Annotated in this window: 12 protein-coding genes; 2 read left to right on the top strand and 10 right to left on the bottom strand. The window is 62.0% G+C overall.

Going from position 1 to position 13,400, the window contains the following annotated elements; genetic code table 11:
• Positions 1 to 124 precede the first annotated feature (124 nt).
• The gene (locus LB543_RS33065; RefSeq protein ID WP_224617278.1) at positions 125 to 427 is read right to left on the bottom strand and encodes a DUF1236 domain-containing protein; all 303 of its coding nucleotides are present in this window, start codon (positions 425 to 427) and stop codon (positions 125 to 127) included.
• Between the two features lie 787 nt (positions 428 to 1,214).
• On the opposite strand from LB543_RS33065, the gene LB543_RS33060 reads away from it, so the two are divergent.
• Positions 1,215 to 1,490: a hypothetical protein gene (locus tag LB543_RS33060; protein WP_140759750.1), complete on the top strand. Its 276-nt coding sequence runs from the start codon at positions 1,215 to 1,217 to the stop codon at positions 1,488 to 1,490.
• 52 nt (positions 1,491 to 1,542) lie between these two features.
• Here the strand turns inward: LB543_RS33060 and LB543_RS33055 are convergent, their stop codons facing one another.
• Positions 1,543 to 1,761 carry an exopolysaccharide production repressor protein gene (locus LB543_RS33055; RefSeq protein ID WP_318013036.1) on the bottom strand — a complete coding sequence of 73 codons (219 nt, stop codon included), beginning with the start codon at positions 1,759 to 1,761 and terminating at the stop codon, positions 1,543 to 1,545.
• Between the two features lie 244 nt (positions 1,762 to 2,005).
• On the opposite strand from LB543_RS33055, the gene LB543_RS33050 reads away from it, so the two are divergent.
• Positions 2,006 to 2,746, top strand: a complete 741-nt coding sequence (locus LB543_RS33050) for a sulfotransferase family protein (protein WP_140759756.1) — start codon at positions 2,006 to 2,008, stop codon at positions 2,744 to 2,746.
• Between the two features lie 83 nt (positions 2,747 to 2,829).
• Here LB543_RS33050 and LB543_RS33045 read toward each other — a convergent pair whose 3' ends face one another.
• From LB543_RS33045 to ligD, 8 genes are all read right to left on the bottom strand, one after another.
• On the bottom strand, positions 2,830 to 3,684 hold the full coding sequence (locus LB543_RS33045) for a glycosyltransferase family 2 protein (protein WP_224617277.1): 855 nt from the start codon (positions 3,682 to 3,684) through the stop codon (positions 2,830 to 2,832).
• Positions 3,685 to 4,902, bottom strand: coding sequence for an FAD-dependent oxidoreductase (locus tag LB543_RS33040; protein WP_140809994.1), 1,218 nt, complete (start codon positions 4,900 to 4,902; stop codon positions 3,685 to 3,687).
• Between the two features lie 102 nt (positions 4,903 to 5,004).
• Positions 5,005 to 5,406: a sugar 3,4-ketoisomerase gene (locus tag LB543_RS33035; RefSeq protein WP_140759765.1), complete on the bottom strand. Its 402-nt coding sequence runs from the start codon at positions 5,404 to 5,406 to the stop codon at positions 5,005 to 5,007.
• 1,314 nt (positions 5,407 to 6,720) lie between these two features.
• A complete protein-coding gene (locus LB543_RS33030) occupies positions 6,721 to 7,491 on the bottom strand; it encodes an exodeoxyribonuclease III (protein WP_224617276.1) in 771 nt (256 codons plus the stop codon).
• A 6-nt stretch (positions 7,492 to 7,497) separates the two neighbouring features.
• Positions 7,498 to 8,142 (bottom strand): alpha/beta family hydrolase, encoded by a 645-nt coding sequence (locus tag LB543_RS33025; RefSeq protein WP_224617275.1) that lies wholly within the window; start codon positions 8,140 to 8,142, stop codon positions 7,498 to 7,500.
• Positions 8,143 to 8,374: 232 nt separating this feature from the next.
• Positions 8,375 to 9,496 carry a tetratricopeptide repeat protein gene (locus LB543_RS33020; RefSeq protein ID WP_224617274.1) on the bottom strand — a complete coding sequence of 374 codons (1,122 nt, stop codon included), beginning with the start codon at positions 9,494 to 9,496 and terminating at the stop codon, positions 8,375 to 8,377.
• Positions 9,493 to 10,398 carry a Ku protein gene (locus LB543_RS33015; RefSeq protein WP_140759780.1) on the bottom strand — a complete coding sequence of 302 codons (906 nt, stop codon included), beginning with the start codon at positions 10,396 to 10,398 and terminating at the stop codon, positions 9,493 to 9,495. Before LB543_RS33015 ends, LB543_RS33020 begins: the two co-directional genes overlap by 4 nt.
• A 264-nt stretch (positions 10,399 to 10,662) precedes the next feature.
• A complete protein-coding gene (gene ligD / locus LB543_RS33010) occupies positions 10,663 to 13,158 on the bottom strand; it encodes a DNA ligase D (protein ID WP_224617273.1) in 2,496 nt (831 codons plus the stop codon).
• Positions 13,159 to 13,400 lie beyond the last annotated feature (242 nt).

Raw genomic sequence — 13,400 nt, 5'->3', positions numbered from 1 at the left:
GAGCGCTTCTCAAGCTCGCTGAATCTGGACATGCAAAACCCCCGAAGGTTGCGTCCAACTTTCGGGGGTCAGTTCACCAGTGTTAAAATCGGTGACGGGCTTTTTGCTTGATGCGTGAGACGGATCAGTGCAGCACCTCGACCACCTGACGGGTATCGGGGTCGACCAGCACGGTCTCGTCATTGATCACTGCCACGCGGTACCTGACGTTGGGAACTTCGCGCAGTTCGACCTTGTCCGGTACCGGCGAGCCGAGCTTGAGTTCGACGCCGAGCAGGTTCACCGACGCCAGCGGCTCTCTCTTGATGTATTCGCGAACGACCGTTTCCTGCTCTGGCTGCACAACGACGGTGCTGTCCGCCAGGGCCACGCCGGCACCGCCCAGCAGGACGATGGCAGCCGCGGCACTCATAAGATAACGTTTCATGACAATCTCCATGGTTGGCGATTCCAGTCCCGCCCTGGAGGAAAACTCGTCCGTAACCCGGAGGTTCCATCCCTTTTCTTGAAATAAATATGGCAAACAACCAACAATATGCCACATTCTTTTAGCGCAGAGCGTGAGGATGTCAGCAAAGATATGCTTTGCGTGCGCCAGAAATTTCTACATGTTATTGACAGAAGCAAAAAACCTTGAAAAGGCGACCGAAGACGTCTTCCGTGGATGGTTCGTTTCGCACACCGTCTTGCCGATAACTAACGTGTTGCAGCCGGGTGTCGTTCCGAGGACCGCCGAGCGTCCAAAAAGGCTCGCCCTGCCGGGAGCAGGGCGAGCCACCAACCGGACCGGCGGAGGTGGCGCCTCACCGGGTCACGGCACGAAAACGCCGGCGTCGGCATCCGGTTCCAGCGGGGCGCGTAGCGTGGCTGCACCGGATGCAACGATGTCGACTTCATGGCGTTGGTGTCCTGTATTTTTCCGGATGAAATTTCCAGCACGGATATCGCGCCATGGCTCCCCGTCCTCCCGTGACCAAGCACCCCTTCACGCTGGTGTTTGTCATTTTCGCGTTCATGGCGCCGCTTGTCGGCCTTGCCTGGGGCGCTCACGAATGGATAGGCTGGTAGCCAACCGGTCCAAGCGGCTTTCAGCGCATCGCCTCACCAAAACGTGACCGTTCAATAATATAAGCCGCCTCTAAATAACCATGGGCTGATGGTATTAAACACGAGCTGTCGCCAAACCGGCGGCCGGAACAGGGGAGGATGGATCCATGAATATCAAAACTGTCTGCCTGGGAGTGTTGGCTGCCACCGTGATTGCCGGCTCGGCACTTGCTGGCATTCTCGACGAGCCGAAGATGATGGCACCCTTCTTCACCGACAAGACCATGAAGACCATGAAGTCGGACGCTGCCATGAAGAAGGTCTGGGCGAAAATGTCGAAGAAGAACCAGACCGCGATGATGAAGGAATGCCAGGACGCCGCGATGAGCAAGCCGCATGCCGAATTCTGCGCCAAGCTGAACGCGCTGGCCGGCCACGCCTGACGTCTTTAGGCAAGGGATGGCGGACCCGCGAGGTTCGCCATCCCAGCCGAGTTCAAAGCCGGACGCGATCCCTACGCAGCGGAGGCAAGGTGTTGACCGAATCCTCGCTTGCGGCGGCGTCTTGTTCACGCCTGTAGATCAGCCCCAGGACGAGCACGAAGTAGCCGACCTGCAAGACAACCAACGTCACCACTGTCCAGGCAAGCGCCTCCCAGAACGAACCGGTGGCCATATAGGCCCAGACCGCGATAAGGATCGTGGTCGCTGACATCCCGACGAGAAATGGCCCAAAATACATCAGCCTTCAAGATCGCCGAAACCGTTCCTGTCCCGGCGACTCCCTCCAAATCTCCACACCTGCACACAGGCTTTCATTATTTTAGCAACTACGCAAGTACGCGATCTCCGGCTCGACATCCACGTAGAAATTCGTTGCGCGGCGGCCTTGGCAGGAGCAGTTTGGTGCTCACTGACCGCGGTAATCGGGAAAAGAAGAAGACCGGGGGGATCGGGGAATGACGCTCAAGCTTATCGGAGCCGGTTTCGGCCGCACCGGCACATGGTCGACCTTTGCCGCGCTGAACAAGCTCGGCCTGCCCTGCTACCACATGCAGGAAGTGATCATAAACAAGGCCAATAAGGGCCATCTCGATTTCTGGCGCAAGGTGGCCAACAGCTCGCCAGGCACCCAGCACGACTGGAACCGCGTGTTCGCCAACTATACGGCCACCGTCGACAATCCAGGCTGCTGCGTTTGGAAGGAATTGATGGCCGCCTATCCCGACGCCAAGGTGCTGCTGACGCTGCACCCGCGCGGCGCCGAAGCGTGGTATGAAAGCACCATCGATACGATCTACTTCACCGAGAACCTATGGCAGTTCAAGATCCTGGAATGGCTTACCCCGTTTGGCCGGAAGTTCGGCGACATGTCGCGCAAGCTCATCTGGGGCCGCACACTGGCCGGCGTCATGGGCGACCGCGACAAGGCGGTGGCCCGCTACGTCAGCTATGTCGACGAAGTGAAGGCCGCCGTACCGCCGGAAAAGCTGCTGGTCTACAAGGTCAGTGAAGGCTGGGGTCCGCTCTGCCATTTCCTCGACGTGGCGCAGCCGAACGAGCCCTTCCCCAACCTGAACGACCGCGAAACGATCAAGAAGATCATCCGCGACATCATCAAGGGCTCCTACATCATGCTAGGGCTGACGGTGGCCGCCATCGCGGCGGTGATCGCGGCATTGTGGTGGTGGCTGGGCTAGACTCGCCGCAAAAAATTGAGATGCGTGGATCAATGGTCATCTGCGGCAACGCCGATGTGATCGCCTTGGAGCTCGGCTTGGTCTCATCGCCTGAATTGCGCCGCCTTGCGACGCCTTCGCAATCGCCATGGCCTCGTCATCATGGCGGTCAGAAGGATCGCACGCTGCGCCCAGGGAAGGCTGCTGTGCCAGATTTCCCTGAGCCCTGCGGCCCTGAGGGCTCTTCGTTGGGTTCGGTGGTGGGTCCAGGCCTTGCTGATGCTCCCTGTGCGATAATACTTGTGACATAGCACCTGCGGCACACGCACAAAGGCGCCGAGCAACGACAGATGCAGAAGCCAAGTCCAGTCGGCGCAGTATTCGCCTTGGCTGTTGGGCTTTATCCCGCCGCTGCGATGGAATGCCCATGCCCTGAACAGCCCGCGATTGGGGACCCACCAGCCATGCGGCTGTTGCGCCATAACGAGGCCCCGCGACAGGCTATTATGAAGTCCCGACAACCGGTCGAAGGTGCTGGTCGCGCTGTCGCCGTTGACCTCGATCACTTCCACGTCGCTATAGGCCAGCACCGCCGAGGGATTGTCCTGCAACGCTCGCACAAGCGTTTCCACATACGTTGGATCGACAACGTCATCATGGAAGGCAAAGAACATCAACTCACCTTCTGCACTGGCCATGAGGTCGTTGGTGTTCCTTAGCCACCCGAGATTGTGTTGCCGGTTGAGGACACGCACATTGCGGTGCCCTGCGGCGAATTTAGCTACGATCTGCGGCGTGGCATCGGTCGAGCGGTCCTCGCCGATCAATATCTCCAGGTTCGGCCATGTCTGGGAGGCGAGACTGTCAAGCGTGCGGGAAATGAACGCGGCCGCATTATGGCACGGCACCAAAGCCGTAACCCGTGGGTGCCAGCCGGGCTGGGTGTGTGTGTCATGCATTCAGCCAACGCCGTAAAGTTGCTTTGCCAGCATGTCAGCAAGCCAGGGAGCAGTCGAATATTTTCCCGTGTCGACGGACAGATAATTGCCGCGCCGGGCAGTGCCAAACAGATCACGGCGGTGAATCGTGGCGCCGAGGTCGCTGAGAGAGCCTTGCCCCTGTGCAAAGACGAACCCGCCCCGGATGTCGATTGTCTGTGCCGCTTCGAAGAGGCGAGAGGCGTCCGGGATCAACCTGGTGATCTCCGTGCGAACCTCATCGACGAAGAACTGTCTCCGATTCACGGCGATTTCGTCGGGTTGTGCTAACGTCAATGCGCCGCTTTGCGCAACCAAGCCAGTTGGGTACCATGAGATATAGAAACGACGCCCGTCATAATTCTTGATGTCGCCAAAAGGACCGAGCGCAATCACCGATGATACAACATCGACCGGCCGGCCGGTGCCGCCGAACAGGCTAAGGCGATATCGGTGAGACCAGCCGGGGCTTGGTTCGATACCCGCAAGCCGATCGATTGCAAGCCGGCCTTCCCAAAGGCAGTTGACGACGACGTCGAATGTCTCCCTCCCGGTCTCAGCCGCAACCCGCCATTGCCCTTCGATTCCATCTGTCGGCGTCGCCGAGAGGATTTTCGACCTCATTCGCAGCGAAATGTTCGGTTCGCTCCTCACCACCTCGACCATCCGATCGGCGATCCACTGAGTATCGACCGATCGCTCAGGCACCCGGAACCCGGCGACGATGTCGTCACTATCTGTCATTGCGGCAAGCTCGGCTCGCGAAAGACGCACGGAACCAGCTTTTGACACGTCGACCAGATATTGCGATGCGTCCGGATGCTCACGCAGCAGCGCATCCACTTTACGAAATGTGCCAGACAGCGTCTGCGCATCGACTACCGAACGGCGATGGACAAGGTAGACATCGTCAGCCGGGGTCGTGTGTGGCCGAAGATCTTCGTCGAGCAATTGCGAGATGAGCTTGCCGAAACGCAGCCCGCCCGGAATGACATGCCTTGCCGTGCGCATCGAGGGGTCGGCACCATAGAGGTAGCCCAAGTGGATCTTCCCCTCGTTCCAACGGCTGGCGCAGCTGAGCGGCTCGTCCTCCTTGTCGAAGAGCGTAACCGCGCAACCCAGTCTTGCCATCATGATGGCAAGGCTGGCGCCCATGATCCCGGCGCCAAGGATCGCCACTCTGCCGCGAGTGAGCTTCATGGGCAACAAACCGCAGCGCACCGCCGCACGGCGGCCTCTGCGCAAAGCACCTGCCGGCCTTCAGTCATGGCTGCCAATTGTCTCGGAGACACACTTCCGTGGTCATTGGCCCGACTCCACATCCAACAAATAGCCCTTCGGGTCATACTCCGTATCGCTGAAAACGATCATGGTCGGATTGTCGCCGTGATACGTCTGGCTCGACCAGACCGGCGCTTCGATGAGCACGGCCTTGTTTGTTGAATCCAGAACGATCTGCTCGACCTCCTCCCGATACCGAAGCGCAATGTATATCTCTCCGGAGACATGCATGAACAGCTGTCGCCCCGTACGATGACCATGTCCTCCCCTTGTCGTCCCGTGCGGTGCGGTGACCACAAACGCCCGCCGCGGTTGAAAGCCGAATCTGCCGAACTGAACGAGCGTCAGGACCCCCCTGGCGTCACCATGAACCGATATTGAGATTTCTGCGACCTTGCCGCCAAACAAGACCCGGTCCGCCATCGTGCCCTCTCCCAAGCCTGTTATCCTGCCGGGTGTGCGGCCAGGATGGCGACGTCGTTCTTCGATGTGGATAATGATAGCAGCGCCGGCTGCCGCACAATTATTTTCTAATGCATGTCGCCCGGAAGTGTCCTCGGTTCCGGGATAACGACATGCATAAAATCAGAAGCTTACAGGAGGTCAGGCGAATCCTATTCGCCGCGACATGCTGTAACCGATCAACCAGAACAAGGCCGGACGGCTGGCGCTTCGGCGCCGCTGCCAAAGTGACAGCGCGCGACCATGCGACTTGGTTTATGCCAGGGCTGACCCCGGGAATTGACCGGGGTACTGCCGGACGGGTCACCAGTCCATGGCCGTCCGACCAGACTTCCCCTTCTCACATGGTGGTGAGGCCGCTTGATTATATCTCGATTGGATGAAATAGCGGAACGTCCAATGGACATTGCCGGAACCGAACAGGCCCTCTCGGACCTTTGCGCACACCACACAAGACCTTGGTCCTATAAGGAAAACCGGATGGTTCGATCCGCGGACGCACGGCCTCTCGAAGCAGACGGCAACGCGTCGTGCCCGCCCGCCTCATGGTTGGCCGACCATACCCCGCTAGGATGCCGGGCCTTGCAGCCCCTGCCTATTCCGCTTTCGCGGAAGTTTCGGCCGTCATCCAATGTGCGATGGTGTTGTCGCGGCGGTACGAGCCGCCCTGGTTGGCGCGGGCGCCGAGCACACCCCGACAATCCGCCCCCCGCCTGCGTCGACCATGGCAAGCGCCTGGGTGCTACGGCTTTGCTGCCAGCCCGCTGGGCTGCGAGCTTAGCGCCAGAGATGACTTGCGGAAAGGGTCGCGTGCGGCCGTCAGGAGTGACGACAAGGATGCGGGCGCGGTATCCGCTGGGCTAGGGAGAGATGGGCAGTCTGGCCGAAGAGCCTGGCTCGCCGATGGGCGTCGCAGATGACTAACCGGTTACGACCGGCAGCAAGATGTATGTGCCACAGAGACAGAGCGATAGTATCAAGCCGGCCGCAACTACTCCTGCGTAGGCGGCACCCTTATTCTCGTTCAGGCGCTGTGCCTTGGTTGGCCAGAGACTGTAGACCAGCCAGCAGGCAAATAGCGTCAAGACCACGGAGCCCCCGAACATAAATAACTCAAAAGCGCGAAAATTATAGCGCCTGAGAATCGTACCCCCTATGACAATTGGCAGCGCGATCAACACTCGCATCTTGAAATGATGCCACAAGTCGGATTTCGCCATCGTATATGATTGTTGCTATTCGCGATTCCTAGCATCTAAAAGTTAAAGTTTCTGCTCACCCCAATTCCACCCACACCGGCGCATGGTCGCTGGCGCCGTCCTGCCCACGCACGTCGCGGTCTATGCCCGCCCCTTTCAGCCGGCGCGCCAGCTTTTTCGACAACAGGATATGATCGAGCCGCAGGCCGGCGTCGCGCGGCCAGCGGTTCCGGCGATAATCCCAGAAGGTGTAGAGCGTCTCCTTCGGATATTTCTTGCGCAACGCATCGGTCCAGCCTTGTTCGAGCAGCGAGGCGAAGGCGGCGCGGCTTTCCGGCTGCACCAGCGCGTTGTCGTCATAGGAGCGTGTGGCATAGATGTCGCGCGGCTCGGGCACGATGTTGTAGTCGCCCGCCAGCACGACAGGCAGGCCAGTGTCGAGCAGTTGTTCCGCATGCGCCTCCAGTCGCGCGTGCCAGGCGAGCTTGTAGGTGAATTTCGGCCCCGGTTGCGGATTGCCGTTCGGCGCATAGAGGCAGGCGATGATGATGCCGTCCACCGCCGCCTCGATGTAGCGGCTCTGCCGGTCGGCATCATCGCCGGGCAAGGCATCGCGGGTCAGCACCGGTTCGGCACCGCGCGCGAGTATGGCGACGCCATTCCAGGTCGGCTCGCCCTTCCACACCGCGCCATAGCCGGCGTCGGCAAGCGCGGTGCGCGGAAACTGCGTGTCGCGCGCCTTCAATTCCTGCAGGCACACGACATCGGGTCTCGCGGTGGCGAGCCACGCCAGAAGATTGTCCAGCCGGCTGTTGATGTTGTTGATGTTGAAGCTGGCGATCTTCATCGGGGATCAGGGGGCGATCCTGCCCACCCACGCCTTCACCGTCTCCGCCAGCGTGGTCAGATGATCCGTGGTCGAGAAACCCGAAATGCTCTTGCGCGGCTTGAGATCATGGTCGCCGTCCTCGACCCAGATCACTTCGATCGCATCGGAAAGATCGTAGGTCGCGACCTCGTTCTTCGTGCCGAACTCGTCACGCGTGCCTTGAAAAATCAGCGTCGGCGTCTTCAGCCCGGCGAGATGTTTTGTCCGCAATTGCTCGGGCTTACCAGGCGGATGGAAGGGATAACCGAGGCAGACCAGACCTGATATCTCGCCCTTGGAAAACATCTCGCCGGCGACCATCGAGGCGACGCGCCCGCCCATCGATTTGCCGCCGATGATGAGCTTGCCCGTCACGCCCTTCGCCCTGAGGTCGGCGATCGCCTTGATGTATTCCGGGTTCACCGTCTCGGCGCGCGGCGGCGGCTTGCGCTGGCCATAGCGGCGGGCGGCCATGTAGTGGAACTCGAAGCGCGCGACCTGGAACCCGACGGCGGCGAGCGCCTTGGCGGCGGCGGTCATCGAGGGAGAGTCCATCGAGGCGCCCGCGCCATGCGCAAGCAGGATGGTGACGGGAGCGGTGTCGTGGCCATCGAAGAGGAAGGTGGTCATGATGTGACGACGCGCGCGACGGTGAAGCTGCCAATCTCCCCCCTTGTGGGGGAGATGCCCGGCAGGGCAGAGGGGGGCGCGAAGGAACGCCAGCCTTGTGTCAAGTCTCTCTGGAATAGGACCGTCTGAAATGAACCGATCCGCCGGCGGGACGGTGCCCCCCTCTGTCCTGCCGGACATCTCCCCCACAAGGGGGGAGATCGGCTGTCATCGCGGCTTTCGCCAACCATCGTCACCCCGCCGACTTCGCCAGTTGCATGTCCACGAACTGGACGCCCCTGGCCGCCACCCCTGCCCATTCCGACACCGCGTCGAGCTCCAGATACCGCACCCACAGCCGCCGCGCCTCGAGCAAATTGCCGGCATCGAATTCAAGCCGCGCCAAGTTGAACACCGGGTCGGCGTAAGTCTTGTCGAGCGTGATCGCCTTCTGCAAGTGCCTTCGCGCCGAGGCGTCGCGGCCTTGCTCGCTCATCAGCCCGGCGAGGTTGAACCAGGCCTCGACGAAGGCCGGATCGAGTTTGATCGCCCTGGCATAATCGTGTGCGGCTTCCGCCACGCGCCCGGACCCGCGCAAACAGTTGGCGCGGTTGAAGGCGGCGATGGCGTCGGTCGGATCGATGGCGAGGCAGCGCTGGTAGAGTGCGGCGGCACCGTCATGGTCGCCGCCCTCCTCGGCGGCTTCCGCCTCGGCGAACAAGTCTTCCAGCGTGTCGTCGCCTTGTGGCGCGGCGCCCAGATCGAACAGCAACTGCCCGTCGAGTTCGCTCTGGCCGCCTTCGAGGTAGATCGCGTCGGGCCGCCCATGCTGCGAGCCGACATTGAGCGACTTGGCCGTGAGCGAGGCCACCGGGCCGGAGCGGTGGACGGAGCGCGCGATCGCGCCCCAGGTGGCGCCTCCGGCGATCAGCCCGGCATATTTGCGCGCCAGGATCAGGTCGCGGAAGGAATAGGGCTCCGCGTCATGCTCGAACGCATCGAAGAGCGACAACAGGTCGAGATCGGCGCCGGACAGCCTGGACTGGTCGATCAGCGATTGGCGCGACAGCGAAGACGCCTCGGGCGCCTTCATCAGCCCGAGCAGCCGCAGGAAACCGTTCTCGCTCAAGAGAACGCGCCCGGCCGCGCGCTCGGCGCCAAGGCTGCGTTCGATCTCGCTATCGCTATCTTTGGTGAGTCCGGCCTTCGTCAGCAACAAGGTCCGTCCGAACACGACATGCGTGGTACGCCTGGTGACGCCGCGCCTGAGCTGGCCGTGCTGGCGCTCCACCTCGCGCGCGGCGAGCCTGAGCGGAAACGCCGCCAGCGCGCCGATCGTGCCGAAGACAGCGCCCGGAACGGCCGGTGCCGTCATTTCTTGCTCTTGCCGACCGCCTTGAGCAGGTTGGCCTTGAGCGGATTTTCAGGCGCACCACCCGCGGCCGCCTTCTTGGCGGCGGGCTTGGCAACCTCGTCGGCCTTGCTCTTCGACTTGGCCGGCGGCTTCGACTGCGACAGGCTCGCCTTCAGCGCGTCCATCAGGTTGATGACGTTGCCGCGTTCCGGTGCCGCCGCGATGATCGGCTTGTGGCCTTTCAGCTTTTCGCGGATCATCGACATCAGCGCGATCTCGTAGCGGTCCTCGTAATTCTTCGGATCGAAGGTGGTTTCCTTCTGCTTGATCAGCGCTTCGGCTAGCTGCAGCATTTCCGGGTCAGGCTTGCCGGCCGGAATGTTGCCGAAATACTCAGCCGTGCCGCGCACTTCGTTTGGGTTCCTCAACGTGCACACGAACATGCCGTTCTCGCGCGCGCCGATCGTCACCACGCGCTCGCGGCTGGACAGCACCAGCCGGGCGATGGCGAGCTTGCCGGACTTGCGCATGGCCTCGCGAAGCACCGCGAAGGTTTCCTCCGCCATCGCCCCGTCCGGCGCCATGTAATAGGGCGCGTCCTGGTAGATGACGTCGACCTCGTCCTCGTCGACGAAGGCCTCGATGTTCATCGTGTGGTTGGATTCGATACGCACCGCGTCGAGGTCGGCATCATCGATGATGATATACTGCTTGTCCTCGTACTCGTAGCCCTTAACCAGGTCCGCGCGTTCGACGAGCCCCAGTTCAGGGTCGACCGGCTTCATGTTGATGCGGTTGTGGGTCTTCTTGTGCAGCTGGTTGAACGAGATGCGTTCGCTGGCGCTGGTGGCGGGGTATAGCCGCACCGGACAGCTGACCAGACTGAGCTTGAGGTAACCTTTCCAACTTGCCCTGGGCGCCATGATGAACTCCTACGCGGCCATGCGCTGACAGTTAATTCGCAGCGCTTCGTCCGAAGGACGAACAAGGCTGCGCAAATCCTACACCGACCCCGCACAATACCGGCAAATCCCTGACGAAATCTTCCCGCCGGTTTTCGGGGCACGGGCGGAGAATAATTCAAATTGTCGGAAGCGTCGATGGAGTCGGTGTGGCGCTGGCCGTTAGCCTGGGCGGCCATGGCTTCGTCATCGTAGGGCGAAGCAAGGAGCGAAGCGGCGAAGACCCTATGATGACGAAGGAGAGGTCGGCAAATCCCGCGCGAACTCGTCGATGTCAGCCCACGGATCGCCGGACGTCTCCAAAAGCCCCGGCAGCGACGCATAATTCAAATCCTGCGGCGCATCGATCGCCTCCAGATCGCTCCAGCTCACCGGTGTCGAGGCCGGCAGGTTGGTGCGGGCGCGCAAGGAATAGGGCGCCGCCGAGGTGTGGCCGCGCGCGTTGCGGTGATAGTCGATGAAGATGCGCCGCTTGCGGTTTTCCTTGCCCATGGTGGTGGTGAAGGTGTCGGGCGCGGTGGCCGCCAGATGCGTTGACATGGCGCTGGTCGCCTGGTGCAGCTTCTTCCAGTTCTGCTTGCCCGTCACCGGAACGGTGATGTGGATGCCGCTGCCGCCGGAGGTTTTTGCGAACGGCACCAGCCCCAGCCCCTCCAGTTCGCCCTTGATGTGGACGGCGGCCTCCACCACCTCGCGCCAGGAAATCCCCTCGCCCGGGTCGAGGTCGAAGACGATCTGGTCGGGCTTGTCGAGGCTCGTGCGATGCGTGCCCCAGGTGTGGAACTCGACGACGCCGAACTGCGCCAGCGCCAGATAGCCTTTCGCGCCCTCGACCGAGAGATAGGACTTGGTCTCGCCCTCGGAATTGGTCGCCTGGAACGTCACCACCGAAGGCGGCATGCCGGTGAAGGCATGGCGCTGGAAGAAGCAGTCCTTGGGCAGGCCGGTTGGGCAGCGCACCAGCGACACCGGGCGGCCAAGGATATGCGGCAGCATGAAGTCGCCGACCAGCGCGTAATAGACGGCGATGTCGAGCTTGGTCGGGCCGGTCTTGCCGAACAGCCGCCGCGTCGGGTTTGTCACCCAGATCGTGGCAAGGTCGGCTTCGGCGATCAGCCGCTTGCGTTTTGCCGAAACCGGCGTCGACAGGCCGACGTCACGCAGACCCCGAAACACGCCGTGGCGCAGTGCATTGTCCGCGGTTCGGTTGGCAAAATGGATGCGCGCCGAAAACAGCGGCTTGACCCAGTGCATCTCGCGCATGATCTCGCGCGGCACGCCTTCCGGCGGCGTTGCGCCGGATGTTAGCGGCTCCAGCCGCGCCAGCAGATCAGCCGCGGTCCCGGCATCGAAGCCGGTGCCGACCTTGCCGCGATAGTGCAATTCACCGTCCACCCATTCGGCCATGCCGAGCGCGGCCAACCCCTCGGCCGCGGCCGAAGTGGTGTAGCCGGCGATGACGAAATCGTCCTTTTCGAGCGCCTTGGTCTTGGTCCAGCTCTTGCTGCGGCCGCTCTGATAGATCGCGGTGGCGCGCTTGGAGACCACGCCCTCCAGGCCGAGTTCCGTCACCTTGTCGTAAAGCCCCTGCCCCGAACCCTCGACATGGTCGGAGAACTGGATGGCGGAATTGGCGCCGAGCCCGCCAAGCAATTCGGCCAGCAGCGCCTTGCGCCGGATGAGCGGCACTTTCATCAGCTCCCAGCCGTCGAGATGCAGGAGATCAAAGGCGTAGAAGTGCAGCTTGCTGCCGGCGCCCTGCGCCAGCGCGTCCTGCAGCAGCGCAAAGCGGGAAATGCCCTTGGCGTCGAGCACGACGATCTCGCCGTCGATGATCGCCTCGCGGCACGGCAGCTTGGCGAACGCGCTGGCCAGGTCGCCGTAGCGCTTCGTCCAGTCGATGCCGCCACGCGTGATCAGCCGCACCTCCCCGTCGGAAACATGCGCCATAGTGCGGTAACCGTCGAATTTGATCTCATGCAGCCAGAGCTCGTTGGTATTCTCGGCAAGGCTTTCGCCCCCCGGCGGCTTCGGCACCTGGGTTGCCAGTTGCGGCTCGATACGGCTCAGCGCCGGCGCCTTGGCCGCGCCGGGCAGCTCGCCCGGCTTCAGCGACCCAGGCTTTGGCGCGGACTTCGCGGTCGGCTTCGGCGGCGCCACCAGCTCCTCGATGCGCAATCCGGATTTCACGCTTTCCGGTCGTGCTTCAAGGATGTTCAGCGCCGTGTCGGCGGCGAGATCGCGCTCCTTGAACAGCAGCCAGTTCTTCTTGTTCTCGTCCTCGCCGGGCTTGGGCTTCAGCCGGGTCAACATCCAGCCGCCATTGAGCTTTTCGCCGGCCAGCCGGAACTTGAAGGCGCCGGTGCGCAGGCTTTTGTCGATATCGTCCATCGGCGCCCAGGTGCCGGTGTCCCACACGATCATCGGCCCACCGCCATATTCCCCTTCGGGGATGACGCCCTCGAAATCGATATATTCGAGCGGATGGTCCTCGGTCTCCACCGCCAGTCTTTTGTCGGCGGGATTGAGCGAGGGTCCGCGCGGCACCGCCCAGCTTTTTAAGACATCGCCGACCTGCAGGCGCAGATCGTAGTGGTCGGCGGTGGCGTGGTGCTTGTGGATGACGAAGCGGTTGCCGTCTCCGGCCATCGACCCGCCAGCCGGCTCCGGCGTCTTCGAGAATTCGCGCTTGGCGCGATAGGTTTTGAGTTTAGAGGGCATGTCAAAGGCCGGCGGTCGAAAATAACAACCGCCTCGTTCCGTCGCGCCCTCCTCTGTCCTGCCGGACATCTCCCCCTCTAGGGGGGAGATCGACGGTTTCGCCGCCGGCTCGTCCCTTGCCACATCGGAAATTGGCGAAGCCCGTCGTGACGGCCAATCTCCCCACTAGAGGGGGAGATGTCCGGCAGGACAGAGGGGGGCGCCGTAGGGCGCTACGTTGGCACCACTCGCGATTTTTCACG

Source organism: Mesorhizobium sp. ESP7-2, assembly GCF_020164715.1.
Lineage (GTDB): Bacteria > Pseudomonadota > Alphaproteobacteria > Rhizobiales > Rhizobiaceae > Mesorhizobium.
Note: the sequence above shows the minus strand (reverse complement) of the source record. Positions and strands in the feature narration are given on the sequence as shown.

What these genes read in the sequence shown, in the direction of transcription:
- LB543_RS33065 (WP_224617278.1), bottom strand. Translation starts at nt 427, where the DNA reads ATGAAACGTTATCTTATGAGTGCCGCGGCTGCCATCGTCCTGCTGGGC.
- LB543_RS33060 (WP_140759750.1), top strand. Translation starts at nt 1,215, where the DNA reads ATGAATATCAAAACTGTCTGCCTGGGAGTGTTGGCTGCCACCGTGATT.
- LB543_RS33055 (WP_318013036.1), bottom strand. Translation starts at nt 1,761, where the DNA reads ATGTCAGCGACCACGATCCTTATCGCGGTCTGGGCCTATATGGCCACC.
- LB543_RS33050 (WP_140759756.1), top strand. Translation starts at nt 2,006, where the DNA reads ATGACGCTCAAGCTTATCGGAGCCGGTTTCGGCCGCACCGGCACATGG.
- LB543_RS33045 (WP_224617277.1), bottom strand. Translation starts at nt 3,684, where the DNA reads ATGCATGACACACACACCCAGCCCGGCTGGCACCCACGGGTTACGGCT.
- LB543_RS33040 (WP_140809994.1), bottom strand. Translation starts at nt 4,902, where the DNA reads ATGAAGCTCACTCGCGGCAGAGTGGCGATCCTTGGCGCCGGGATCATG.
- LB543_RS33035 (WP_140759765.1), bottom strand. Translation starts at nt 5,406, where the DNA reads ATGGCGGACCGGGTCTTGTTTGGCGGCAAGGTCGCAGAAATCTCAATA.
- LB543_RS33030 (WP_224617276.1), bottom strand. Translation starts at nt 7,491, where the DNA reads ATGAAGATCGCCAGCTTCAACATCAACAACATCAACAGCCGGCTGGAC.
- LB543_RS33025 (WP_224617275.1), bottom strand. Translation starts at nt 8,142, where the DNA reads ATGACCACCTTCCTCTTCGATGGCCACGACACCGCTCCCGTCACCATC.
- LB543_RS33020 (WP_224617274.1), bottom strand. Translation starts at nt 9,496, where the DNA reads ATGACGGCACCGGCCGTTCCGGGCGCTGTCTTCGGCACGATCGGCGCG.
- LB543_RS33015 (WP_140759780.1), bottom strand. Translation starts at nt 10,398, where the DNA reads ATGGCGCCCAGGGCAAGTTGGAAAGGTTACCTCAAGCTCAGTCTGGTC.
- ligD (WP_224617273.1), bottom strand. Translation starts at nt 13,158, where the DNA reads ATGCCCTCTAAACTCAAAACCTATCGCGCCAAGCGCGAATTCTCGAAG.